Origin of the sequence: Thioalkalivibrio sp. AKL10 (genome assembly GCF_000381845.1) — a bacterium.
GTDB lineage: Bacteria > Pseudomonadota > Gammaproteobacteria > Ectothiorhodospirales > Ectothiorhodospiraceae > Thioalkalivibrio > Thioalkalivibrio versutus.
Map to the genome: position 1 here is coordinate 49,143 of NZ_KB907145.1, position 25,033 is coordinate 74,175.

Genomic DNA, 25,033 nt, shown 5'->3' on the forward strand with positions numbered 1-25,033 from the left:
ACTATCGATTCATCCCGTCGAGTTTATTAATTGGAGTACAGGAAAGCTTCATGAAACGTATTGTGCTGTTTCTGGCGACCAACTTCGCCATCCTGATCGTCCTTAGCATTACTCTGCGCATCCTTGGGGTCGAGAGCATCCTCGACGACCAGGGGGTCAATCTCGACCTGACCGCGTTGCTGATCTTCGCCGCCGTGTTTGGCTTCGGTGGTTCGTTCATCTCGCTGGCCATCTCCAAGTGGATGGCGAAGAAGACGATGAAGGTCCACGTGATCGACAAGCCACGCAACGCCACCGAGCAGTGGCTGCTGGAGACGGTCACCCGTCAGGCCCGCGAGGCGGGAATCGGGATGCCGGAGGTTGGTATCTACGAGTCGCCGGACCCGAACGCCTTCGCCACCGGCATGAGCAGGAATAATGCCCTGGTCGCGGTCAGCACCGGGTTGATGCAGAACATGGGGCAAGGCGAGGTCGAGGCCGTGCTGGGGCACGAGGTGGGCCACGTGGCCAATGGTGACATGGTGACCCTGGCGCTGATCCAGGGGGTGATCAATACCTTCGTGATCTTCCTGTCGCGCGTGATCGGTCACTTTGTCGATCGCGTGATCTTCAAGAACGAGTCCGGTCACGGGCCGGCGTTCTGGATCACCGCCATCGTGACCGAGATCATCCTCGCGATCCTGGCGTCCATTATCGTGTTCTGGTTCTCGCGCCAGCGCGAGTTCCGTGCCGACGAGGCCGGGGCGCAGCTCGCCGGCCGCGAGAAGATGATCGGGGCGCTGGAGTCGCTGGCGCGCGCCTCCGGTCGCCCGGTGGACATGCCGGACCAGATGGCCGCCTTTGGCATTCGCGGTGGCATGGCCCAGGGGCTGAAGAAGCTGTTCATGAGCCACCCGCCGATCGAACAGCGCATCGCGGCGCTGCGCGCCAACGGCTGACCGCAACCCTTTATGTGTACCAGGAGAGGGCCGCCCTTCGGGGCGGCCTTTTTCGTTTGCAGTGCCGGGGCTGCGGCCGGTCGGATCAGTAGTAGCGACCGCGTCCGGGTTCGTCGTCGGAGGTGGAGATGACGTCGTCGCTTACGAAGGGGTTGCTACGGCGCTCTTCGCCGAAGGTGGACTCGGGGCCATGGCCGGGGACAAAGCGGGTGTCGTCGCCCAGTGGCCAGAGCTTGCCGGTGATGGAGTCCAGCAGCTCACGCCCGTTGCCGCGCGGAAAATCGCTGCGGCCGATCGCGCCATGGAAAAGGACGTCACCGACCAGGGCGAGCCGGCCCTCCGGATCGTGGAAGACCACGTGGCCCGGGGTGTGGCCGGGACAGTGCAGGACGTGGAGGGTGGCTTGCCCGAGCTCGATGGTGTCGCCATCGTCCAGCCACTGATCGGGTACCAGTGGCTGCACCTCGGAGAAGCCGAAGATCTGCGCCTGCGCCGGGAGTTGCTCCAGCCAGAAGGCATCGTCGCGGTGCGGGCCGATGATCGGCGCGCCGGTACGTTTGGCCAGTTCGGCGGCCGCGCCCACGTGGTCCAGGTGGCCATGGGTCAGCAGGATCTTTTCCAGGTGGACGCCCTGATCCCGCGCGATCCGTTCCAGGGCCGCGGCATCCGCGCCGGGATCGACCCAGGCCGCGGCCCCGGTGACGTCGCACCAGATCAGGGTGGCGTTCTGGGCAAGCGGGGTGACGGGGTGGCTCAGATGGCGAAGCATGGCAGTGGATCCGTGAACAATTTCGAATTTTGAAGGCTGGAGGCGCTGGATTGCACGCAGCGGGGAATAGAACTGGCGAGCGGGCGTCTTACGGGGTGTGCAGGTCTTCAAGGGTACGTGATATGACGATGCGGTGAATTTGCGAACCCCCTGCGCATTCACCGGTTGACAAGAATATCGTCATATTAGAAGATTTGCATACGCTAATCGCTGTCCCCCCTGTCAGCGGTTGGTGGACTCCTCCATCCTCCTTTGGTGGTTTTCTTGGCGCGGGCTTCGACCCGCGCTTTTTTTTGCCTGCAATTCGCGTCATGCCGGCCGCCGTGTCTACCATGGTGGCCTTCGACGACGCTGCGAATCGCCCTTTATGACTCGACGCCTGAACAGTCTGCGCACCGCGGTGTTGTCGTTCGTGCTGCTGCCCCTGCTGCTGTTGATGGCTGCGGTGGTGGCGCTGGGTCTGCACGAATTCCAGACCCAGATGGAAAACCGGATGCAGGAAGACATCGAGCTGGTGGCGCGCTCCATCCGCCTGCCTGTGGCCGGTGCGATGCTGCAGGACGACGCGGCCGGTGTGCAGCAGTCGCTGGACTCCCTGTTCCAGATCGAGGAGGTGTTCGGGGTCTATGTCTACGATGCCGACGGCCGGATGGTGGCGGCCAGTGGCCCGCCCAGTCCGACCCTGCAGCGCCGTGGCGAGGCGCAGGTCATCAGCGAAACCGGGAGTCTCGGGGCTTTCGGCGAACATCAGGGGCGCGAGACCTTTTCGTTCTTTCTTCCGTTGTCCGATCCGGCCGGTCGCATCGTGGGGCTGTTGCAGGTGACGCGCGACGTCACACCGTTCCGGGCCTTCGTCGCGCAGCTCCAGTGGCAGGGTGGGTTGCTGATGCTGGGGATTAGCGGGCTGTTTCTGCTGGTGGTGCTGTTCGGGTACCACCGGGCGGTGGGGCGGCATGTGTCTCGGTTGATGGCCGCGATGCGCGCGATTGGCGAGGGTCAGCGTGGATTGCGGGCGCCGGAACAGGGGCCGGCGGAGCTGCGCGGCCTGGCAGTCTCGATGAACCGCATGATGGAGCGTCGCGAGGCCTCGGAGGCCGAACTGGAGGCGCAACGCCTTGAGCAGGGACGGCTGGAGGAGAAGCTGCGGCACTCGGAGAAGCTGGCGGCGATCGGCCAGCTGGCGGCCGGCGTGGCACACGAACTGGGGACGCCGCTCGGGATTATCGCCGGTCGCGTGCAGCGCGCCATCCGGCACCTGCCGGAGGCGGATCCGGCGCGCACCGAGATGGAGGCGCTGAAGGCCGAGCTGGAGCGGGTGGAGACCATCGTGCGCCAGCTGCTGGACTTTGCCCGGCGCAATCCGTTGCAGGAACGCTCGCTGGATCTCGCGCAGCTGGTTGGAGATCTGGTCGAGCGTGTGCGCGAGCGGCATGCCTCCGGCGGGGTGGAATTCCGGCTCGAAGGCCCCGAGTTGACCATCGCCGCGGACCGCCTGCGTTTGGGCCAGGCCCTGGAGAATCTGCTGGAGAATGCCGCGCAGGTCGCCGCCCGCGAGGTCCGGGTCCGCTGGTATGCCTCGTCCGACCGGGTCGAGCTGGTGGTGGCGGACGACGGCCCCACGGCCGGGCGAGGGATAGACGATGAGCAGGCCGAACGCCTGTTCGAGCCCTTCTTTACCACCAAGCCCACCGGCGAGGGGACCGGGCTCGGGCTGGCGGTGGCGCAGGTGGCGCTGGAGGACCACGGGGGTACGGTGATGCTGGATCGCAGTGTCGCGGGGGAGACCCGATTTGTCGTGCATCTGCCGGTGGTCGCTGGCGCCCAGGAGGATTCGCTTCGATGAGCAGCAAGGCACAAGTCCCCGCAACGCCCCCGGAGTCGGTCCTGGTCGTGGAGGACGATCGCGGGCATCGCGAGCTGCTGACCGAGGAACTGACCGAGGCCGGCTACGCGGTTACGGCGGTTGCCAGTGCCGAGGATGCCGCGCGGGTGCTTACGCAGCAGGCCTTCAGTCTGGTGGTGAGCGACCTGCGCCTGCCCGGCGCGGATGGCTTCCAGGTGCTCCAGGAGGCCCGCGCCCGGGTGCCGGCACCCGGGTTCATCATGCTCACGGGCTTCGGGACCATCGACCAGGCAGTGGCCGCGCTGAAGGCGGGGGCGGATGACTTCCTGACCAAGCCGGTGGATCTGGATCACCTGCGCCTGGCCGCCGACCGGGTGACCGAGGCGCGGCGTTTGAAGGACGAGGTGCGTCGCTATCGTGAGGTCCTTGCGCAGGCCGATGGCTTTCACGGCATGCAGGGCCGCAGTCCGGCCATGCTGCAGTTGTTCGACCTGATTCGGCGGATCGCGGCCGCCGACGGCAGTGTCCTGATCACCGGCGAGTCCGGGACCGGCAAGGAACTGGTGGCGCGCGCGCTCCATGCGGAAAGCGAGCGGGCCGGTGGTCCGTTCGTGGCGATTAACTGCGCGGGCATCCCCGAGGCCCTGCTGGAGTCGGAGTTGCTGGGGCACGTGGCCGGTGCGTTCAGCGGGGCCAAGGGGGCTCGGCGCGGCCTGTTTACCGAGGCCGACGGCGGCACCCTGTTCCTGGACGAGATTGCCGAGATGCCGGTGGCCATGCAGAGCAAGCTGTTGCGTCTTCTGCAGGATGGTCGCGTGCGTCCGGTGGGCGCCAACGAGGAGATCGCGACCGATGTGCGTATCGTGGCGGCCACGCATCAGGATCTGCAGGCACATATTGCCGACGGTCGTTTCCGTGAGGATCTCTACTATCGCCTGGAGACCTTTCGTATCGAGATCCCGCCGCTGCGCGAGCGTGGCGATGACATCGAACGCCTGGCCCTGCAGTTCCTGCGTCAGCAGGCCCTGGCCCGCGACCTGCCCGAGCGTCGCCTGAGCCCGGAGGCCCTGCGCGCGCTGGTGCGGTATCCGTTCCCGGGGAACGTCCGCGAACTCGCGAGTCTGATGGAGCGTGCCGCCACCCTGGCGGCCGGCGAGGTCATCGAGACCCGTGATCTGCCGGAGCGCGTATTCGAGGCGCCCGCCGAGGATCCCGGCGGAACGACGGGCGACCGGGCGGAGGGGGCGACGCCGGTACCGGGGATGGGCGACGACGGCCAGTGGCCGACCCTGGAGGAGCGCGAGCGCGACTACATTCGTCGGGTGCTGGAGCATGTGGACGGCAACAAGCAACGCGCTGCGCGGATCCTCGGCATCGGCCGCAAGACGCTGTACCGCAAACTCGGGGAATCCGACCCATCGTGACATCCTGACCCGGGTCGACCTGACCCATGTGTCATTCTGACCCGGTTTACCGTTGGGGCGTTCCCCGGCCCTTTCGGGATGATGAGAGCATAAGTCGCTGTTTCAAAGTGTTTTGTTTGTCTTTTTCCAATCTTGGCACGATGCCTGCTCCTCCTGGGACAGCAATCGAGGAATCGGAACCGCAGTGATGGACCATTCCTCCTCACACGGTTGCAACGAAATCGGGCGGGCGGACGATCGACCTTGAGTCGTCGCCGGCTTCGCCCCGAGATCCGAACGATCCAAAGGAAAAGGAGCAACATGATGAATATGCGCAAGACGATGCTCGCGATGGCCCTGACCTCCCTGTTTGCCGTGGGTGGAGCCGCCTCTGCCCAGTACGGCGGTGCCGAAGGTGGTGCCGGTGGGGGCGACATGGGCGGTGCCCAGGGCGGCCAGCCGCCGGCCCAGGAAGGCGGTGCCGGTGGCGGTGCTCAGGGCGGCCAGCCGCCTCAGGGTGGTGCCCAGGGTGGCGCGGCCCAGGGCGGTGCCCCGATGCAGGAAGCCCCCGAGGTGGATCTGAGCGAAGAAGACATCGACACTTTCGTAACCGCCTTCGTTGCGGTGCAGGAAGTGCGCGAAGACTTCGCCGACCGCCTGCAGAGTGCCGAGGACGAAACCGAGGCCCAGTCCATGCAGCAGGAAGCACAGGACGAAATGGTCAACGCGGTTGAAGACTCGGGCATGAGCGTCGAGGAATACAACGAAGTGGCCATGGCCCTGCAGAACGACCCCGAGTTGATGCAGGAAGTCCAGGAGCGCGCTGAAGCCCAGCTGTAACGGGCAGCGCAAAACCGCCCCGGGCATTGCGCCCGGGGGGTTGCAGGGGCCGGCCTTCGGGGCGGCCCCTTGTTTGTGTCCGGGGCATGCACGCGAATGTTCGGCACATTGATCCGTGATTCCCCCGAGGGCGGACGCCTTCGCGTCTCGGGAATTGTCCCTGTAGCTTGAATTGGGCAGAGGGAAGCGTTATTCTTGCGCGCTTTCTGAATCGCCCCGACCTCGGAGCATCGAACATCATGAGTACCATTAGCGCCAAGCCGGCCGAAGTCGAACGCGACTGGTTTCTCGTCGACGCCGACGGCAAGACCCTCGGTCGCCTCGCCACGGAAATCGCACATCGCCTGCGCGGGAAGCACAAGCCCGTGTACACGCCGCATGTCGATACCGGCGACTACATCGTCGTGATCAACGCGGAGAAGATCCGCGTCTCCGGCAACAAGGCCATGGACAAGAAGTACTTCCACCATTCCGGTTACCCGGGTGGCATCAAGGAAGCCAACTTCACCCAGATGATCGAGCGTCATCCGGAGAAGGTGCTGGAGCTTGCCGTCAAGGGCATGCTGCCGCGCAACCCGCTTGGCCGGGCCATGTTCAAGAAGCTCAAGGTCTACGCCGGTACCGAACACCGGCACACGGCCCAGCAGCCGCAGCCGCTCGAAGTCTGAGCCGCCAGAATCAGCAAGGGAATCGATCCGAATGGCTATCAATCAGTATTACGGCACCGGCCGCCGCAAGACCGCCTCGGCGCGCGTCTTCCTGCGTCCCGGCACGGGCAACATCACGGTTAACGAGAAGCCGCTGGACGACTTCTTCGGCCGCAAGACCTCGCGCATGGTGGTACGCCAGCCGCTGGAGGCGACCGAGTCGACCGGCAACTTCGACGTGATCGCGACCGTTGAAGGCGGTGGCGGCAACGGCCAGGCCGGCGCGATCCGTCTGGGCATTGCCCGCGCCCTGGTGCAGTACAACGAAGACATGCGCCCGTCGCTGCGTCGTGGTGGTCACCTGACCCGCGATGCCCGCGAGGTGGAGCGCAAGAAGATCGGCCTGCGCAAGGCCCGTCGTGCAACCCAGTACTCGAAGCGCTAAAATTCGCGTCGAGTTTCGGGCTGCACCCGACCCGGTTTACTGGGGGATCGTCTAGCGGTAGGACTGCGGACTCTGACTCCGCCAACCCAGGTTCGAATCCTGGTCCCCCAGCCATTCATGGAAGAAGGCCCCCTTGTGGGGCCTTTTTTCATGAATGGCTGGAAGATTTCAGGATGAGAACCTGCAAGGTTCGACGGTGAGGCGTAGCCGAGCCGAACAGCGCCGTATGCGGCGCTGGCCCGAAGGGCGAGGCGCATAGCGCCGAGTAATCCTGGTTCCCCAGCCAAACATAGAGAAGGGCCCCCTCGTGGGGCCCTTCTCTATGGATACTTGAGCGGACCAGGGTTCGAACCTGGAAGCTTCGGCGAAGCGCAGCGAAGCACTGCGCGCGCGCAGCCGCCGAATCATCCTGGTCCTCCAGCCATGGCAACGATTCGGGCCAGAACGTTTCGGCACCGCCCCGCTGATTTGTGGACGCCGACCCTGCTTCCGGTCTCCCTGCCTTTAAATGGCCAGCCACCGCCGACCTTGGCGACCGGTCCCCGGTAGCCACAAGCGCCCGGACCCCGGCATCCCGTCAACCCCGCTCCCGACTCCGCTACAATCCCTCGGCAGTGATCGGGAAATGCAGGGAATTCTCCCGCCCTTTTTCCGTCCAATTCCGCAGAACCCGGCCGCACTGGGTCGGATCGATCAAAATGCCAGAGAAGAGAGGATTGACCATGTCGGTACCCGAGAATCCCTACGAGCCGGTCAGCGTGGATGTGACAGCCCACGAGGTCGAAGGTCTGGACACCTGGTACATGATCGGGATCTCCGGTATTCCGGATCCCGACAACGAGGGGCATACCTCGAATGCGGGGTTCGTCGTGACCGACGAGGGCGTGGTGGTATATGACGCCCTGGGGACGCCGCCACTTGGCTTCGAGATGATTCGCCGGATCCGCGAGGTGACCGACCAGCCGATCAAGTACGTGATTGCTGGTCATTATCACGCGGATCACATCTATGGCCTGCAGGCGTTCGCGGACCACACCGATGCCAAGATCATCGGGCAGGCGCGCGCGAGAGACTATCTGGGAGGCGCCGGTGCGGTGGCGCGGCTCGAGCAGCGCCGGGGCGTGCTGGCCCCATGGGTGGACGAGGACACCCAGATCATTCCGCCGGACGAATTCTTCGAGGACGAGTACACCATCCGTCTCGGCGGGAAGACCTTCCGGTGCGTGCACGCGGGGCCCGCACACTCGCCGGACGACATCATCATGGTGGTGGAGGAGACCGGCGTGGTGTTCGCCGGCGACATCGTGTTCGATGGCCGGATCCCGTTTCTGGGCGACGATGCGCTGGATTCGGAGAACTGGGTCAAGCGCCTGGAAGAGTTGATGGAGATGGACCTGAAGTTCCTGATTCCGGGGCATGGCGAGGCGACCGATCAGGCGGCCCGGGCGGTCAGGTTCACCCGCGACTACCTGGTGAAGCTGCGCGAGCACATGGCCGTGGCGGTCGAGAACATGGATTCCTTCGACGAGGCCTACTCCGCGATGGACTGGAGTGACTACGAAGACCTGCCGGCCTTCGAACAGACCAACCGCAGCAACGCCAACGCGGTCTATCTGGAGATGGAAGAGAAGCTCTTTTGAGCTCGGCCCCAGGGGAAGCCCGGTCGGTGCGTGCGTTGCGGGTCCTTGATGTATCCCTGAATCCCACAAGCGAAAGGAATGATCGCCAATGACGCTGAATATTGAACCGGGCCTGCTCATGGCCATCCTGTCCCTGGTGGCGGGCATCCTGATCCTGATCCGGCCCCGCCTGCTGAACTACATCGTCGCGATCTATCTGATTGTTATCGGGGTGCTGGGCCTGCTGGCGTATTTCTAGGGAGATGCTCAAGGGGCCACAGCGCGGATGCGTGAATCGATCAGCGCCGCCCTGGCGACGTAAAGGTCCCCGTCACCGATAGTTTGGTGCCCAAAAGCATGGACCAACAGTGCGACTTCGTGCGCAGGGCGTGCGGACCCGTTACTCTTTGGCCACATTCTGATCGGGGGGCTACGCCTCAATGACCGCCGAACGCGTCCGAGAAATACCCTATAACTACACCTCATTCTCCGACCGCGAAATCGTTATCCGTTTCCTGGGTTCCGATACCTGGGACCTCCTCAATGAGTTGCGTGGGGAGCGTCGGACGGGTGTGTCTGCGCGCATGCTGTTCGAGGTTCTGGGCGACATGTGGGTGGTCACCCGAAACCCGTACATCCAGGATGATCTGCTGGAGGACAAGAAGCGCCGCAAGGCGCTGATTGATGCCATGCAGCATCGTCTGGGCCAGATCACGGCCCGGGCTGACGGCAACGAGAAGGCGCTCAAGCTGGGCCAGCGCGCGCAGGCGGCAGTGTCTGCCTTTGCGCAGGAGTTCACCGATACCGCCGCGCTGCGCGATCAGGTGCGCAAGCGCATGAAGGCCCTGACGCACAAGGACAACATCCAGTTCGGCGGCCTGGCGCGGGTCTCCCACGTGACCGATGCGACCGACTGGCGTGTGGAGCTCCCGTTCGTGGTGCTCACCCCGGATTCCGAGGAAGAGATGGGCCCGCTGGTCGCGGCCTGCATCGAGCTCGGCCTGACGGTGATCCCGCGTGGCGGTGGCACCGGCTACACCGGTAGTGCCGTCCCGCTGTCCAAGCGCTCGGCGGTCATCAACACCGAGAAGCTGGAAGGCCTGGGCGAGGTCGAGCGCCGACCCCTGCCGGGCGTGGAGCGTGATGTCCCGGTGGTGCGCGTGGAGGCCGGTGTGGTCACCAAGCGCGTCTCCGAGCTGGCCGATCGCAACGGTCTGGTGTTCGCGGTGGATCCGACCTCGCAGGACGCCTCCACCATCGGCGGCAACGTCGCGATGAACGCTGGCGGCAAGAAGGCCGTGCTGTGGGGTACCGCGCTGGACAACCTGGCCGCCTGGACCATGGTGACCCCCGAGGCGGAGTGGATGTATGTCGAGCGCCTCGACCACAACCTCGGCAAGATCCACGACGCCGAGATCGTGCGCTTCCGTGTGAGCCGCTATCACCCGGACGGCAAGACCCCGAAGGGCGAGCCCGAGATCCTGGAGATGCCGGGACAGAGCTTCCGCAAGCTGGGGCTGGGCAAGGACGTGACCGACAAGACCCTGATGGGCGTGCCGGGTATCCAGAAGGAAGGCTGCGACGGTCTGATTACGTCGGCCGAGTTCATCCTGCATCGGATGCCGGACAACATCCGCACCGTGTGTCTGGAGTTCTACGGGACCGATCTGCACCAGGCCGTGCCGGCGATCGTCGAGATCAAGGATGCGGTGGACGCCGAGGACGAAGTCCTGCTGGCGGGCCTGGAGCACCTCGACGAGCGCTACGTGCGCGCGGTGAAGTACACCCCGAAGGGCGCCCGTGGTGACCTGCCGAAGATGGTCCTGGTCGCCGACATTGTCTCCGACAACGAGGATGCCCTGGGCAAGCTGGCGGCCAGGATGGTGCGCGCGGCGAACGCCCGCAATGGCGAGGGTTTCGTTGCGGTCAGCCCCGAGGCGCGCAAGCGCTTCTGGGCGGATCGCGCCCGCACCGCGGCGATTGCTCACCACACCAACGCGTTCAAGATCAACGAGGACGTGGTGATCCCGCTGGAGCGCCTGGCGGAGTACACCGAGGGGATCGAGACCCTGAACGTGCGCGAGTCGCTGACGAACAAGCTCCGAATGGTCGACGAGATGCAGGAGTGCATGCGCGGTGACCATCCGGAGCTGCGCGAGTTGCTGGACGACACCGGTGGCGAGGGCCAGCAGTGGTTCGAGGCCAAGCGCGAGCGTGCGGTGGAGGTCCTGGAGACGGTGAAGAAGCGCTGGGAGGCAATCTCGGACAACTTCTTCACCCAGGCCTCGGAATGTGACGAGCTGCTGGACGAGCCCGCTCGTGCGGACTTGCGCGACCATGACAAGCTGATCAATGTGCTGCTGCGGCGCAGCCTGCGCATCTCCTACCGCGCCGAGGTCGAGCGCCCGCTGTTCGAGATCTTTGGCGGGCACCAGCTGGAGCCGGTGCGCAAGCGGCTGACCGCGATCCACGACCGGGTACTGACCAGCCGCCTGTTCATCGCCCTGCACATGCACGCGGGCGATGGCAACGTGCACACCAACATCCCGGTCAATTCCAATGATTACCAGATGATGCACCAGGCCGAGCGCCTGGTGGATGAAGTGATGCGCCTGGCACGCGAGCTCAATGGGGTGATCTCCGGCGAGCACGGGATCGGGCTGACCAAGATGCAGTATCTCGAGCCCGAACGCATCGAGTCGTTCGCGAAGTACAAGAAGGACGTCGACCCGAATGGCGTGTTCAACGCCGGCAAGCTGCTGGTGGGCTCCGGGTTGTCCAATGCCTATACGCCGTCGCTGCGCCTGGTCAAGCAGGAGGCGTTGATCCTTGAACAAAGCGAGCTGGGCGATCTCAACGACGAGATCAAGGACTGCCTGCGTTGCGGCAAGTGCAAGCCGGTGTGCAACACGCACGTCCCGCGCGCCAATCTGCTGTACTCGCCGCGCAACAAGATCCTGGCGACCGGGTTGATCGTCGAGGCGTTCCTCTACGAGGAGCAGACCCGGCGCGGGCTGTCGCTGAATCACTTCGAGGAGATGAACGACGTCGCGGATCACTGCACGATCTGCCACAAGTGCCTGAATCCGTGCCCGGTCGACATCGACTTTGGCGACGTGACCATGCACATGCGTTCGATCCTGAACAAGAAGGGCAAGCGCAAGGCGACGCCGGCGACGATGATGTCCATGGCCTTCCTCAACGCGAAGGACCCGGCCACCATCAAGGGCATCCGCAAGGGCGCGATCCAGATGGGCTACGCCGCCCAGCGCCTGGGGCATTTCGCATTCAAGAAGCTGAACCTGACCGGGGAGGGCAAGACCCCGCGCTCGACCACCGGCAAGGCACCGATGCACGAGCAGGTTGTGCACTTCGTGAAAAAGCCGATGCCCGCCGGGCTGCCGAGCCAGACCACCCGCCAGATGCTGGGACTGGAGGATTCGCGCTACGTGCCGATCCTGCGCGACCCGGTGAAGACCGATCTGGATTCGGATGCGGTGTTCTACTTTCCCGGGTGCGGTTCCGAGCGCCTGTTCAGTCAGGTGGGTCTGGCTACGCTCGCCATGCTCTACGACGTCGGCGCGCAGACCGTGCTGCCGCCGGGCTACCTGTGCTGCGGGTATCCGCAGAATGCCGGTGGCGATTTCGAGAAGGGCCAGCAGATCAGTACCGAGAACCGGGTACTGTTCCATCGCCTCGCGACCACGCTCAACTACCTCGACATCAAGACCGTCGTGGTGTCCTGTGGCACCTGCATGGATCAGCTCCTGAAATACGAGTTCGAGCGGATCTTCCCGGGTTGCCGGTTGCTGGACATCCACGAGTACCTGATGGAGAAGGGCGTCCATCTCGAGGGGCTCGAGGGCGTGCAGTACATGTACCACGATCCCTGCCATTCGCCGATGAAGTCGCACAAGCCGACCGACGTCGCGGCCAAGCTGCTGGGTCAGGAGGTCCTGCAGTCCGACCGTTGCTGTGGCGAGGCCGGGACCTTTGCGATCAGCCGTCCGGATATCGCCACCCAGGTGCGCTTCCGCAAGCAGGAAGAGCTGCACAAGGGCATCAAGGAGCTGACCGGAGAGGAGAAGGCGAAGGACGGCAACGTGAAGATGCTGACCTCCTGCCCGGCTTGCCAGCAGGGCCTGGAGCGCTATCGCGAGGATACCGGGATGGATACCGACTACATCGTGGTGGAGATGGCCAACCGTCTGATGGGCGATGGCTGGCAGAAGGCCTTCATCGAACGGGCCCGCGAGGGTGGGATCGAGAAGGTCCTGCTGTAGGGCTTGGAGCCGGCACAAGCGGGTGCTGCACATGGCCCGCCCGGGTTGGCTACAATCGGGGGCACCGGGCGGTCGCGACGGAATAAAGGATCGTCACGTCGCGTCGCCCCATCGGGCGTACGCAATGCCCGTCAAGGCCGCGGCAGTGTATGCGGCATGTCCACCCGTCCATGCAAGGGAGTTCGCATGACCTTTCGCTCTTTGAGTCCCCGTCTCGCCGTCATGGCCCTTTGTTTCGGGCTGGCGGCGGCCCCCGTCGTGGCCAGTGCCCAGGCCTTTGTCGAATTCCCCGGCCGCAGTCTTTACGAGCGATTCGGCGTGGATGCCGTGGACCTGTTCGATCTGCGGGGCCAGTTGTCGCGCTCCACGGTGATCGATGTCCGCCCGCGTCTGGAATACGACATCCTGCACATCGAGGGGGCCCATCATGTACCGCTGGGCGCCCCGGATTTTGAGGATCAGGTACGGGCCCTGGAAGAGCAGCATGGCGGGCCCCTGGTGTTCTACTGCAACGGGCGCGAGAGCTACATGTCCTATCGCGCTGCCGCGCGGGCCAACGCGGCCGGGCTCGGCCCGACCCAGGCCTATGACGCCGGTGTCGCGGACTGGGCAGACCGCTACCCGGGGCTGGCCATGCTCCGCGGCGAGCCGATCGAGGACCCCGAGACCCAACTCATCACGGACGAGGCCTTCGAGGCGCGGTTGCTGGATGCCGACACCTTCGCCCGTCGTGTTCGCAACGACGACAATGCGGTGGTGCTGGACGTGCGCGGCAACGAGGAGCGTGACGAGATCTCGCTGTTTGCCGGGCGCGAGATGTCGGCCCCGTTGGAGAACATCGATACGCTTAACCGCATCCTCGGCCAGGCCAACAGGGATGGTGATGCGCTGTTGATCTTCGACCAGAACGGTCAGCAGGTGCGCTGGTTGCAGTATCACCTGGAGGAACGCGGCATCGAGAACTACCACTTCCTGGAAGGCGGCCTGCAGCAGTTCTACGACGAGGTGATGACGCGCTGATTGTCCGTCTCACCGCTTGCCCACGTTAAAAAGGCCGGGATCGTATGATCCCGGCCTTTTTTTGGAGCGGTATCAGCGACGAAACAGCGCCAGGAGGATCGTGATCCCCACGCTGACGATGATCATCGTGGTGAGCGGGAAGTAGAAGCGGGCGTTCTCGCGTTCGATCACGATGTCACCCGGGAGCCGGCCCCAGGGGATTTTTCCGAGCCACGGCCACAGCAGACCGATCAGGACGATCAGCCCGCCGATGATGATCAGCCATTTGCCCGTCGCGTTCACCGTGGCGGACTCGATCCGCTTAACCGGCGGTCATCTCCTCGACGCCCGAGGCGGAGCCCACCAGCATGACATCCGCCGAACGGCGGGCGAACAGTCCGTTGGTCACGACGCCGGCGATATGGTCCAGCTCGGATTCGAGCTCAACCGGGTTCATGATGCGCAGGTTGTGCACGTCGAGAATCACGTTGCCGTTGTCGGTCTTGAAGCCCTCGCGCAGTTCCGGGTTGCCGCCCAGCTTCGACAGGGCGCGGGCCACGTGGCTGCGCGCCATCGGGATGACCTCGATCGGTAGCGGGAAGGCGCCGAGATAATCGACGACCTTGGTCTCGTCGACCACGCAGACGAAGGTCTTCGACGCCGCCGCGACGATCTTTTCGCGGGTCAGCGCGCCGCCGCCGCCCTTGGTCAGGTGCAGATGCCGGGTCGCCTCGTCGGCCCCGTCGACGTAGATCGGCAGCGGACCGGCGGAGTTCAGGTCCAGTACCTCGATACCGTGGCCGCGCAGGCGCTCGGCGCTGGCCTCGCTGGAGGCCACGGCGCCATCGATCTTGCCCTTGATGCCGGCCAGGGCGTCAATAAAGTAGTTCGCGGTGGAACCGGTGCCCACACCCACGATCCAGCCGCTCTCGATCCGTTCCAGCGCCGCCTCGGCGACCGCCTTTTTCATTTCGTCCTGATTCATCACCGTCTCCCGAATATTCTGTCCGTAACCCATTGAGGATACCGACTGCTCCGTCCCCGGGACAAGCGGAAGCGTTAAGGCCTCGCATGCTATCGTTTGGGCCATGAAATTCCCCTATCTCGAGAAGATCCTGACGGCACGCGTCTACGATGTCGCGCGCGAGACGCCACTGGACCCGATGCCGAATCTGTCGGAGCGCCTTGGCTCCACGTTGTGGCTGAAGCGCGAAGATCTGCAGCCGGTCTTCTCGTTCAAGCTGCGCGGCGCCTACAACAAGATCGCCCAGCTAACCCCGGAACAGCGCGCAAAGGGCGTGGTGGCCGCCTCCGCCGGCAACCATGCGCAGGGCGTTGCGCTGGGGGCCAGTCACCTCGGCATCAAGGCCGTGATCGTAATGCCGGTGACCACGCCGTCGATCAAGATCGACGCGGTGCGCCGGTTCGGTGGCAAGGCTGTGCTGCACGGCGACTCCTTCGACGAGGCGGCCGCCCACGCCCGCGAACTGGAACAGAAACACGGCTACACCTTCATCCATCCGTTCGACGATCCCGACGTGATCGCCGGGCAGGGCACGGTGGCGATGGAGCTATTGCGCCAGCACCCGGGTCATCTGGACGCGGTGTTTGTCTGCATCGGTGGCGGTGGCCTGGCGGCCGGCATGGCGGCCTACATCAAGCGCCTGCGTCCGGAGATCAAGGTCATCGGCGTGGAGCCGGACGATGCGCCCTCGATGTACAAGGCGCTGCAACAGAACCGCCGGGTCACCCTCAAACAGGTCGGGATCTTTGCCGACGGCGCGGCCGTGCGTCAGGTCGGCAAGGAGACCTTCCGCCTGTGCCGCGACCTGATCGACGAGGTCCTCCTCGTGGACACCGACTCCATTTGCGCGGCCATCAAGGACATCTTCGATGACACCCGCGTGGTGGCCGAGCCGGCCGGGGCCCTCGCGGTGGCCGGGATGAAGCAGTACATCCAGCGCGAGGGCCTGCAGGGCGCGAACCTGGCGGCGGTACTCAGCGGGGCCAATATCAACTTCGATCGCTTGCGCCACGTGGCCGAGCGCGCCGAGATCGGCGAGCATCGCGAGGCCCTGTTTGCGGTCACCATCCCCGAGCGTCCAGGTAGCTTTCGTCAGTTCTGTCAGGCCATCGGTAAGCGCGGGGTCACCGAATTCAACTACCGCTACGCGGATGACGAGAAGGCCCAGGTCTTTGCCGGTATCAAACTGGAGGGGGGCGACCCCGAGCGCCAGGAAATCCTGGCGGCCCTGGAGGAGGCGGGTTACGACGTTCTGGACATGACCGAGAACGAGGTGGCCAAGCTCCACCTCCGGCACATGGTCGGCGGCCACGGTGGCGAGGTCCGCAACGAACGGATCTACCGCTTCGAGTTCCCGGAGCGCCCCGGCGCGCTGCTGAATTTCCTGACGCACATGGGCCAGACCTGGAACATCAGCCTGTTCCACTATCGCAACCATGGTGCCGCCTATGGCCGCGTGCTGGTCGGCATGCAGATCCCCGCCGAGGATCGGGCGCGGTTCCGCGAGTTTCTGAAGGAGGTCGGGTATCCATGGCACGAGGAGACCGGGAATCCGGCCTACTCCCTCTTCCTGCGCTGACCGCGCGTTTCCTTAGGGGGTGGCATGTTCTAGGCGGGCCCTGGGCCGTCCTCCGGTGTTTACGTGCCTTCGTCCGGCCGCCTGCCAGGCGCTCTTTCGCGAGCGCACCGCGAGGTACTTTCTTGCTTGCCCAAGAAAGTACCCAAAGAAGGGCCCCAGGATTCCGCCCGGGAACCTCGCTCCGGACGCGCTGGGCCGGCGGCGCTGAACTCGCTACGCTGCGCTTCGCTCAGACATCCAGCGCCTTCTCCCGGCCCATCACGCCCTCCGCGAGGGGCTCCATACGGGAGGGGAAGGTCAAAACAGCAGGTATTCCGGCGCCATGGAACGACAACAGGCATCGCCGCTCGAAGGGCCCGGCACCCGCTCCGCGGGTGCGGCACGCAACGGCCAAAGGCCGAGCGTGCCGAAGATGCTCGAAGACCTAGCCATCATCTACTGGCAGGAACGCTGGGGTAGCCGTTGTCTTGGCCTATCTCCCCGTTGTCGTCGCGCCGAGTGGAGAGGCTTTTCGCGGGATTCAAGGCGCTGGATGTCTGAGCGGAGCCGAAGGCGCAGCGAGTTCAGCGCCGCCCGCGAAAAGCCTCGGAGCGAGGGAAACCCCGGCCCGCGCAGCGGGCCGGGGTCGCGGCAGTCGGGCGTGTTTCTTGGGTACTTCTTTGCACGAGCAAAGAAGTACCTCGCGGCGCGCTGGCGAGACAGCGCACGGCAGTATGCGGACCGAAGCCACCGTAAACACCGAGCGATGAACCATGGCCAGCCACAACATGGCATATGCGGCCGGATGGTAGGCGGGTGCCTGGAAGGTGCTGCGCGGTAGCGGCCGGGTCAGGTGGGGCAGGGTGTCTGCCAGGTGGTCACTCGGGCGGGATCGACGTCGGTGTTGTCGAGGCGGGCGAGGGTCATGCGGTTGCCCCAGACGCAGCCGCTGTCCAGGGCCAGCCAGTCCGGCCCGACGCGATGTCCGAGGGCGGCCCAGTGGCCGAACACGATCGGGTGGCCGGCGGCCGCGCGGCCGGGTACCTGGAACCAGGGGGTGAGGCCGGATGGGGCCTCTTCCGGCGGGCCGTTGCCGGCGAATTCCAGCGCACCGTCGGCGGTGATGTAGCGCATGCGGGTGAAGGCGTTGATGGTGTAGCGGGAGCGGTCGTAGCCGTCGAGATCGGGGCTCCACAGCGTCGGTTCATCGCCGTACATGACCTCGAACAGCGCCTGACGGCGGGCGGGGTCGCGTAGATCGGCCTCCACGCGCCGTGCCTCGGTCTGCGCTGTGTCCGGGTCCCAGGCCGGCGGGAGGCCCGCATGCACCAGGGTCCAGCCGCTGGACGCGTCGGAATGCAGGAGCGGGCGCCGCGCCAGCCAGTCCAGCAGGTCGGCGGCGTCCGGGGCGTCCAGCACCGGGCGCAGGGTGTCCTTGCCGCCGGGGGAGCGCACGCCTTCCGCAGTGGCCAGCAGGTGCAGGTCGTGGTTGCCCAGTACCGCGGTCGCGGCATCCCCCAGCGCCCGGACCCGGCGCAGGCAGCCGAGCGAGTCCGGGCCACGGTTGACCAGGTCGCCGACCAGCCATAGATGGTCGGCCGCCGGGTCGAAGCGCACCTGCTCCAGCAGGCGTTCCAGCGGGGCCAGGCAGCCCTGGAGGTCGCCGACTGCGTAGAGGGCCATCGGGCCGGCCTAGTGCAGCGTGCGCGGGACGGATAGCGTGAACGGCGGGATCGGCGCGTCGAAGGTGTTGCCGCGTTCGTCGCGCATGCCGTAGCTGCCTTCCATGGTGCCCACCGGGGTCTCGATCACCGTGCCACTGGTGTACTCGAAACTGTCACCGGGCTCGATGCTGGGCTGTTCCCCGATCACGCCCTCGCCGCGTACCTCCTGCGTCTGGTCGCGGCCATCGCGGATGATCCAGTGGCGGTTGAGCAGTTGCACGGTCAGCGCCCCCGCGTTGCGGATCACCACGTGATAGGCGAAGACATAGCGGTCGTCATCGGGTTCCGACTGGTCTTCCACATAGGCAGTGGAGACCTCGATCTCGATGGTGTGGGCTTCGGTGTCGTGCTCTTGGGGCTGGTTCATGCGGTTGCGGCTCCAGATTCGTGAGCGGGAAACGCCCGTGCGCGGGGCAGGCCCGGCGTCAGGGTTTCACGGACCGGCTGGCGTAAACGGCAGCGCCGAGCAGGCCCGGTTCGGGGTGCATGATAAGGGCCACGGGCAATTGCTCAAGCAAGTGGGTCATCGGTGGGCGATTACGGAAGGTGCTACGAAAGCGTGGTCCGCGGAATGCCTCGAGCCAGCGCGGGGCGATGCCACCGGCCAGGAAGACCCCCCCGCTGGGGAGCGCGGTCAGGGCCATGTCCGCCAGTTGCCCGGCGTAGACGCCGACGAAGCGATCGATGACGGCTTGAGCCGCGGGGTGCCCGGCGAGCGCCAGTTCGCCAATCGCCGCGGCGGGTTCGGCGGTCTCCAGGGCCTGTGCCAATTCGGGGTCAGGCTGGCGGTCAAGCTCGAAATGCCCGATGCGGGCGATTCCGCGACCGCTGAGCAGATGCTCGCGTGTGCAGTATCCCAGTTCGCGGGCTACGAAATCGCCCAGTGCGGCCTCCTCCGCCCCGCTGGGCGAGAAGCGCGCGTGGCCGCCCTCGCCGGGAAAGATGGTGGCGGCGCCGGGCGGGCCCACCAGACAGGTGCCGAGCCCGGTACCGGCGCCCGCGACCAGACGCAGGCCGGCGGGATCGTGCGCTCCTTCCTGCAGGGTTTCATAGTCCTGTGGCTGCAGGGCGTCGAGGCTCGCGCCGATGGCGGCAAAGTCATTCAACAGAGTGACGGGCAGCCCCAGGTGATCCGCGAGCGTGGTGGTGTCCAGCGCTGGCCAGGGCAGGTTCGTGACGCGCGCCCGGCCGTGATGCACGGGGCCGGCCACCGCCAGACCCGCCGCAGCAAAGGTATCCACTGTCGCAACCTCGGTGCGCCAGCGTTCGAGGATGCTGGCCAGGTCGGGGTGTTCGCGGCTGCGGTAGCGCTCGCCCTCGTGCAAAGACCACCCGTCCGCATCGCGGTGGGCGCGGGCAACGCGGGTATTGGTCCCGCCAACATCAGCAACGATCAGGTCCATGGACCCATGGTAGCGGATCGCGGCCGCCGGCTGTTCAGGGGGTGGCGGGGTGGAGGCGTCGAGCCAGGGCTTCGAAGCCGGTGATGTCGATGTTCTCCGGGCGCTCGCCCGGATCCAGGCCGGCGGCCTCGAGGTCGGCGATCTCGGCCAGGCCGGAGAGACCGCGGCGCAGGGTCTTGCGGCGGCTGGAGAATGCCTGGTTGACCACCCGCGCGAAGGTTGGGTACAGCGTCGGCGCGACGCGCGGTTCGGCCAGGGGCGTGATGCGCACGACGCTGGAGTAGACCTTGGGTGGGGGGTGGAAGGCCTCGGGGGGCACGGTGAACAGGGCGGTCGCCTCGGCGCGGGCGGCCAGCATCACCGTCAGGCGCCCGTAGCGCTTGCTGCCGGGGGCGGCAGTCATGCGCTCCACGACCTCGCGTTGCAGCAGGAAGTGCATGTCGCGGATGGCGCCGACCTGATCCAGCAGGTGGAACATCAACGGGGTGGAGATGTTATAGGGCAGATTGCCGACCACACGCCAGCCCCGCTCGGGCAACGCGCCGAGGTCGGATAGCTGCATATGCAGGGCGTCGCCCACGTGCAGGTCCAGGCGTTCTGGGGGGAAGCCGGCGCGCAGGCCGGCCGCCAGGTCGCGGTCGATCTCCACCGCGACCAGATGCTCCAGGCGCTCCAGCAGGGCGGCCGTCAGGGCGCCACGGCCAGGACCGATCTCCAGCACGGCATCGCCGGGTTGCGGGGCGATCGCCGCGACGATGCGCGCGAGGATGCCGGCATCGTGGAGGAAGTTCTGGCCGAAACGCTTGCGGATCGGCGACGAGGTCTTGATTCGGGTCATGCCCTGGGGGTGCTCCGGCGTGCGGCGGCTCGCGCCGCGAGGGTTTCGGCCAGGCGTTCGGCGGCCTGGAAGCTGCCGACCTCGGCGCGCCCGGTGCCGGCCAGATCCAGTGCCGTGCCGTGGTCCACCGAGGTGCGGATGAAGGGCAGGCCCAGGGTGACATTGATGGCGCTGCCGAAGCCGGAGTGCTTGAGGACCGGAAGCCCCTGGTCGTGGTACATGGCGAGCACGGCGTCGACGCCGTGCAGGGCGCGCGGGGTGAATGCGGTGTCGGCCGGGAGTGGCCCGCGCAGACGCATGCCGGCTTCCCGCAGGCGGTCCAGGGTGGGGGTGATGATCTCGATCTCCTCGCGTCCGAGGACGCCATCCTCGCCGGCATGCGGGTTCAGCCCGCAGACGGCGATCACCGGGTCGGCGATACCGAAGTCGCGCTGCAGGTCGTGATGCAGGACGCGGGTCACGGCCTCCAGGCGGTCTGCGCTGATGGCGTCGGGGACCGCGCGCAGTGGCAGGTGGGTGGTGACCAGCGCGACCCGCAGGCCCTCGGTGGCCAGCATCATCACCGGCATCGGGGCGCCGGCGCGCTCGGCAAGCCACTCTGTGTGACCACTAAAGGCGATCCCGGCGCGGTTGATTACGCCCTTGTGCACCGGACCGGTGACCATTGCCTCGAAGGTGCCGTCGAGGCAGCCGGTGGCGGCCGTGGCCAGCAAGGCCAGCACGTGCTCGGCGTTGGCCGGGTCCAGGGTGCCGGCGACCACCGGGGTTGCCACCGGTACGGGCAGGATCTCCAGGGTGTGGGCCGGGGTGACCGCGCGCGGGCGTTCCGGGTCGAAGTGGATCAGGCGCAGGGACTCGCCGAGCTGGCGGGCACGGGCCTCGAGGACGTCCGGGTCGGCGATGGCGACGCGCTGCGCGTGGCCGCGCTGCCGGGCCATTGCGATCAGGAGATCGGGCCCGATGCCGGCGGGGTCGCCGGCGGTCAGGGCCAGGCGCGGGACCGCGTGGGCCCCGCGCGGATCAGGAGCCGAAGCCGTCGACCCGGTATTCGACATAGGCCTCGTCCCGCAGGCGGCGCAGCCACAACTCGAGTTCTTCCTCGCGCTTGCGGTTTTGCAGGATCTCGCGGGCACGGGCCCGGATCTGTTCGCGCGAGGTGTCGACCTCGCGGCGTTCCAGGACCTCGATGATGTGCCAGCCGAACTGGCTCTCCACCGGTTCGCTGGCCACGCCCGGTTCCAGGGCGTCCATGGCCTCCTCGAAGCCGGGCACCAGTTCGCCCGGGCTGACCCAGCCGAGGGCGCCGCCCTGGGCGGCCGAGCCGGGGTCGTCCGAGTTGGCGCGTGCCAGGTCCTCGAAGCTCGCGCCCTCGCGGATGCGGTTGTATAGCGACTGCGCCTGGCGGCGGGCGTCCTCGTCGCTGCGCACCTGGTCCGGGCTGATCAGGATATGGCGCACGCGGGTCTGCTGCACGCGCGTCTGGTCGCCGCCCTCGCGGTCCAGCAGTTTCATGATGTGGAAGCCGCCGGGCGAACGCAGGACCTCGCTGATCTCGCCTGTGCGCATCAGCACCGCTTCGCGGGCGAACATGCCGGGGATTTCGCCGGCCGAGCGCCAGCCGAGGTCGCCGCCTTCCAGGGCCTGAGGGCCTTGGGACTCGCTGATCGCGACGGTGGCGAAGTCCTCGCCCTCGCGCACGCGCTGGCGCAGCGCTTCGGCCTTCTCGCGTGCCTCGGCGATCTGGCTGGCATCCGCGCCCTGGGGCAGGGGGACCATGATCTGTGCGATGCGGTAGCGCACGCCGCGGTCGATCGCGCCGCTCTCGGAGGCGATCAGGTCGGCGATCTCCGGGTCGGAGACGCGGATGCGCTGATCGACCTGGCGGCGCTGCAGCTGGTTCACGGTCAGTTCGTGGCGGATCTGTTCGCGAAAGGCGTTGAAGTCCACCCCGTCCTGCATCAGGGCCTGGCGCAGTTGCGGCAGGGTCATGCGGTTCTCGCGGGCGATGTTTTCCATCGCGCGGTTCAGGGTCATCTCGTCGATATTGATGCCGACGCGCTCGGCTTCCTGCAGCTGCACGCGCTCGACGATCAGGCGCTCCATGACCTGCCGCGCCAGGGTGTCCTGATCCGGCGGGCGGGTGCCGCGCTCGACCATCTGCTGGGCGATCAGGTTCATGCGTTCCACCAGCTCGCGCTGGGTGATCACGTCGTCGCCCACCACGGCCAGGATGCGGTCGGTGAAGCGGTCGCCCTCCGGGGTGATGGGGGCGGCCGGGGCCCCGCTGTCGCGGGCGGCCCCGGGGGTGACCGGGGCCTGGACCGCGCCCTGCGAGAGGTCGCCGGCCGCGGGCGCGGTCGTCTGGGCCATCGCCGGCAGGCCGAGGCCGTAGACCAGGGCGGCCAGCAGCGGCAGCAGGGCGCGGGCCTTGCCGCGGCGGCGTTGTTCAGGGACGTGCGTCATATCCGGCAATACCCTCGCGCAATAGCGAATCCACGCCGGAATCGAACCGTGCCAGGCCGTCCAGCGTGAGTTGGAAGTAGATCGAGTTGTCGTAGGTCTCGTCGAAGGAGTACGCGCGGCGTGCGACCACGCGGATACCATAGCAGCAACTACGATACTGAAGCCCGGCCAGAAGTTCGAGATCGCGTTCCTCCTGCAGGCTGTAGTTCCAGCGCCCGATGGCGTCGATGCGCTCGGTGACCGGCCACATCACGGAGACATCGGTCTGGTCGATGGAGCGGGCGCCGGCCTCGCGCTGGCGGTAGCCCACGTTGATCCGGGCGCGTTCGCGCGGGCTGTAGCCGACCGAGACCGCCGCCAGGGTGGTCTCGCCGGCATCCTGGTTGTAGAGGATGGATCCGCGGCCGTCCCATGCATCGCCGATGCGGACCCGGCCTTCCAGCGCGAGATCGGAGCGTGACTCGGATAGTGGGTCATCTCCCGAGCGCCGGCGGACCTCGCGGTCTTCCAGATAGTGGATCTGCCCGGCAGACAGGCTCAGGCGTTCGCGCCCGGTCTGCTGGTCGAAGATGCGCGTGGTCAGGGCCGTGGTGACCTGATGGGTGTCGCCCACCCGGTCGGCGCCGACGAAGCGGTCCAGGCTGAACAGGTTGTCGAAGCTGAAGTCGGCCTCGCCGGTATCGAAGATCGGGATGTCATTCTGGTCGCGGTAGGGCACGTAGCCGTAGAAGATGCGCGGTTCCAGGGTCTGCAGGCGCTGGCCGTCCGCGATCGGACGTTCGAAGATCAGTCCGGTGTCGATGGAGGCGCGCGGCACGGTGCGGCTGATCGATTCCGGACCGGTCCGGCCGCGGCGGTCCAGCTCGTAGCGGGTGTGACGGACCCCGAAGGCGGGTTCGAAGAAGAAGCCGCCGGTGTCATGGCGCCAGCGCACCTCGGGGTTCAGGTCGAGCCGGGTGCCCAGCGGGCGCCCGGACTGATCTTCACTGCGCTCGAAACGCACCAGTTCGGTGTCGAGGTCCCAGGACAGGCCGTGGCCCAGGTATTCCCCCGCCTCCAGGGTGATCTGCGGCAGGCGCTGGTAGGGCTCGCCGGCGGCACTCAGCTCGGGGTCGACGATCTGGTAGTCCTCGATACGCGTGCGCAGGCGATAGGCCGGCTGGTTCCAGGTCAGGTCGGCGGAGCGCCGCAGATAGGGCGTGGAACCGGCGTAGCGGTCGGAGTTGCCGAAATCGAAGAAGTATTCCCGATCGGAGACATCCGCGACGTCGAGGCGCAGGTTCAGGTTGGAGGTGATCCGGGTCTGATGGCGCCACTGGGCGAAGTGGCGGTCTTCGCCGGTCTCGCGGTCATCCGGCAGGTAGCGGACGTCAAGCACACCATTGTGCCGGGGCTGCAGATAGCGGAACTCGGTGCCCAGCATTACCCCGCGGTCGGCCATGATGCGCGGGGTGAAGGTCGCGTCGTAGTTGGGCGCGATGTTCCAGTACCAGGGCGTCGCGAGATCGAACCCGGTGCGCCCGCCGGTACCCGCACTGGGCAGCAGGAAGCCACTCTTGCGGCGATCATCCAGTGGGAAGTTGATGTACGGGGTGTAGGCGATGGGCACACCCTTGAAACGGATCGTCGCGTTGCGGGCCACGCCGACGCCGCTTTCGCGGTCGAGCTCCAGGTCGCCGGTGCGCAGCCACCAGGAGTCGTTGCCCACCGGGCAGGTGGTGTATTCGGCGTCCTCGAAGTCGTGGAGGTGCGGGGCATGCTGAACGCCGCGTTCGGCGCTACCGCGTGCCGGGATGGACTGCACCAGGAAATCGATTCGGCGGAACTCGCCGGTCTCCGCGTCCAGACGATATTCGCCGCCCTCGGTGTGCAGCAGCAGGTCGCCGTCGAACAGCCGGGTGTCGCCCTCGGTGCGCGCAGTGCCGGAGGCGCGGTCGTATTCGAGGAAGTCGGTATCCAGGCGTCGCCCGGCCTCGAACAGGCGCACGTTGCCCGTGGCCGAGATGCGTTCGCCATCACGGCGGACGTGATCGGCGTCAATCTCGGTCAGGCCGCCCTCGAGGGTACGCAGCTCGGGCCATTCGATCCCCGGGGCAAACGCGCATCCCGACGGGCGGTCGTCGGCGGGAACGGTTACGGGGATCAGGCCGGCGGCCGCCAAGCCCAGGCTCACCGCGACCTGCCGCGCGATCGGGTGACGGCGAGGCGCGGAGCTGGCGGGCCGTCGGCTCATCCCG

General features: G+C 66.4%; 21 protein-coding genes, 1 tRNA gene, 1 other RNA gene and 1 pseudogene. 13 read left to right on the forward strand and 11 right to left on the reverse strand.

Features of this window, described 5'->3' with window-relative positions:
* The first annotated feature begins 50 nt into the window (after window positions 1-50).
* A complete protein-coding gene (htpX, locus tag G333_RS0111270; RefSeq protein WP_018144111.1) occupies window positions 51-938 on the forward strand; it encodes a protease HtpX in 888 nt (295 codons plus the stop codon).
* A gap of 85 nt (window positions 939-1,023) precedes the next feature.
* On the opposite strand, the gene G333_RS0111275 is transcribed toward htpX, so the two are convergent.
* Complete coding sequence (locus G333_RS0111275; RefSeq protein WP_019628499.1) at window positions 1,024-1,707, reverse strand: MBL fold metallo-hydrolase; 684 nt, start codon at window positions 1,705-1,707, stop codon at window positions 1,024-1,026.
* A gap of 367 nt (window positions 1,708-2,074) precedes the next feature.
* Here G333_RS0111275 and G333_RS0111280 point away from each other — a divergent pair, with 367 nt between their 5' ends.
* From G333_RS0111280 to G333_RS0111325, 11 genes are all read left to right on the forward strand, one after another.
* Window positions 2,075-3,550 carry an ATP-binding protein gene (locus G333_RS0111280; protein WP_019628500.1) on the forward strand — a complete coding sequence of 492 codons (1,476 nt, stop codon included), beginning with the start codon at window positions 2,075-2,077 and terminating at the stop codon, window positions 3,548-3,550.
* The gene (locus G333_RS0111285) at window positions 3,547-4,974 is read left to right on the forward strand and encodes a sigma-54 dependent transcriptional regulator (protein ID WP_019628501.1); all 1,428 of its coding nucleotides are present in this window, start codon (window positions 3,547-3,549) and stop codon (window positions 4,972-4,974) included. The genes G333_RS0111280 and G333_RS0111285 overlap by 4 nt, the downstream gene beginning before the upstream one ends.
* A 303-nt stretch (window positions 4,975-5,277) precedes the next feature.
* A complete protein-coding gene (locus tag G333_RS0111290; protein WP_018168109.1) occupies window positions 5,278-5,793 on the forward strand; it encodes a DUF4168 domain-containing protein in 516 nt (171 codons plus the stop codon).
* A gap of 239 nt (window positions 5,794-6,032) precedes the next feature.
* Entirely contained in the window at window positions 6,033-6,461 is a 429-nt protein-coding gene (rplM, locus tag G333_RS0111295) for a 50S ribosomal protein L13 (protein WP_018144106.1), read from the forward strand.
* Between the two features lie 31 nt (window positions 6,462-6,492).
* The gene (gene rpsI / locus G333_RS0111300; protein ID WP_018144105.1) at window positions 6,493-6,885 is read left to right on the forward strand and encodes a 30S ribosomal protein S9; all 393 of its coding nucleotides are present in this window, start codon (window positions 6,493-6,495) and stop codon (window positions 6,883-6,885) included.
* A gap of 40 nt (window positions 6,886-6,925) precedes the next feature.
* A tRNA-Gln gene (locus G333_RS0111305) sits at window positions 6,926-6,999 on the forward strand.
* Window positions 7,000-7,036: 37 nt separating this feature from the next.
* A non-coding RNA gene (locus G333_RS14900) (RtT sRNA) lies at window positions 7,037-7,171 on the forward strand.
* Between the two features lie 436 nt (window positions 7,172-7,607).
* Complete coding sequence (locus G333_RS0111310) at window positions 7,608-8,525, forward strand: MBL fold metallo-hydrolase (RefSeq protein ID WP_018144104.1); 918 nt, start codon at window positions 7,608-7,610, stop codon at window positions 8,523-8,525.
* 88 nt (window positions 8,526-8,613) lie between these two features.
* On the forward strand, window positions 8,614-8,763 hold the full coding sequence (locus G333_RS14905) for a DUF3096 domain-containing protein (RefSeq protein ID WP_018144103.1): 150 nt from the start codon (window positions 8,614-8,616) through the stop codon (window positions 8,761-8,763).
* A 181-nt stretch (window positions 8,764-8,944) separates the two neighbouring features.
* Window positions 8,945-12,787, forward strand: coding sequence for a DUF3683 domain-containing protein (locus G333_RS0111320; protein ID WP_019628502.1), 3,843 nt, complete (start codon window positions 8,945-8,947; stop codon window positions 12,785-12,787).
* A gap of 186 nt (window positions 12,788-12,973) precedes the next feature.
* Complete coding sequence (locus G333_RS0111325) at window positions 12,974-13,807, forward strand: rhodanese-like domain-containing protein (protein WP_019628503.1); 834 nt, start codon at window positions 12,974-12,976, stop codon at window positions 13,805-13,807.
* A gap of 72 nt (window positions 13,808-13,879) precedes the next feature.
* Here G333_RS0111325 and G333_RS0111330 read toward each other — a convergent pair whose 3' ends face one another.
* Together G333_RS0111330 and rpiA are read right to left on the reverse strand one after the other, a co-directional pair.
* Window positions 13,880-14,089: a DUF2905 domain-containing protein gene (locus G333_RS0111330; protein ID WP_018168112.1), complete on the reverse strand. Its 210-nt coding sequence runs from the start codon at window positions 14,087-14,089 to the stop codon at window positions 13,880-13,882.
* Window positions 14,090-14,108: 19 nt separating this feature from the next.
* The gene (gene rpiA / locus G333_RS0111335) at window positions 14,109-14,771 is read right to left on the reverse strand and encodes a ribose-5-phosphate isomerase RpiA (RefSeq protein ID WP_026313012.1); all 663 of its coding nucleotides are present in this window, start codon (window positions 14,769-14,771) and stop codon (window positions 14,109-14,111) included.
* 103 nt (window positions 14,772-14,874) lie between these two features.
* On the opposite strand from rpiA, the gene ilvA reads away from it, so the two are divergent.
* Complete coding sequence (gene ilvA, locus G333_RS0111340; protein ID WP_018952087.1) at window positions 14,875-16,389, forward strand: threonine ammonia-lyase, biosynthetic; 1,515 nt, start codon at window positions 14,875-14,877, stop codon at window positions 16,387-16,389.
* A 229-nt stretch (window positions 16,390-16,618) separates the two neighbouring features.
* Here the strand turns inward: ilvA and G333_RS15400 are convergent.
* The 8 genes and pseudogenes from G333_RS15400 to G333_RS0111375 all read right to left on the reverse strand — a co-directional run bounded on the left by G333_RS15400 (window position 16,619) and on the right by G333_RS0111375 (window position 25,029).
* A pseudogene (locus G333_RS15400) lies at window positions 16,619-16,824 on the reverse strand (hypothetical protein).
* 393 nt (window positions 16,825-17,217) lie between these two features.
* Window positions 17,218-18,051 (reverse strand): symmetrical bis(5'-nucleosyl)-tetraphosphatase, encoded by an 834-nt coding sequence (locus tag G333_RS0111345; protein WP_019628504.1) that lies wholly within the window; start codon window positions 18,049-18,051, stop codon window positions 17,218-17,220.
* Window positions 18,052-18,060: 9 nt separating this feature from the next.
* Window positions 18,061-18,459 carry a Co2+/Mg2+ efflux protein ApaG gene (apaG, locus tag G333_RS0111350; RefSeq protein ID WP_018144096.1) on the reverse strand — a complete coding sequence of 133 codons (399 nt, stop codon included), beginning with the start codon at window positions 18,457-18,459 and terminating at the stop codon, window positions 18,061-18,063.
* A 58-nt stretch (window positions 18,460-18,517) separates the two neighbouring features.
* Entirely contained in the window at window positions 18,518-19,495 is a 978-nt protein-coding gene (locus G333_RS0111355) for a glucokinase (protein WP_018951501.1), read from the reverse strand.
* 34 nt (window positions 19,496-19,529) lie between these two features.
* Complete coding sequence (gene rsmA, locus G333_RS0111360; RefSeq protein ID WP_019628505.1) at window positions 19,530-20,333, reverse strand: 16S rRNA (adenine(1518)-N(6)/adenine(1519)-N(6))-dimethyltransferase RsmA; 804 nt, start codon at window positions 20,331-20,333, stop codon at window positions 19,530-19,532.
* The gene (gene pdxA, locus G333_RS0111365) at window positions 20,330-21,388 is read right to left on the reverse strand and encodes a 4-hydroxythreonine-4-phosphate dehydrogenase PdxA (RefSeq protein ID WP_019628506.1); all 1,059 of its coding nucleotides are present in this window, start codon (window positions 21,386-21,388) and stop codon (window positions 20,330-20,332) included. The genes rsmA and pdxA overlap by 4 nt, the downstream gene beginning before the upstream one ends.
* Complete coding sequence (locus tag G333_RS0111370) at window positions 21,354-22,796, reverse strand: peptidylprolyl isomerase (RefSeq protein WP_019628507.1); 1,443 nt, start codon at window positions 22,794-22,796, stop codon at window positions 21,354-21,356. Before G333_RS0111370 ends, pdxA begins: the two co-directional genes overlap by 35 nt.
* Window positions 22,780-25,029: an LPS-assembly protein LptD gene (locus G333_RS0111375; protein ID WP_019628508.1), complete on the reverse strand. Its 2,250-nt coding sequence runs from the start codon at window positions 25,027-25,029 to the stop codon at window positions 22,780-22,782. Before G333_RS0111375 ends, G333_RS0111370 begins: the two co-directional genes overlap by 17 nt.
* Window positions 25,030-25,033 lie beyond the last annotated feature (4 nt).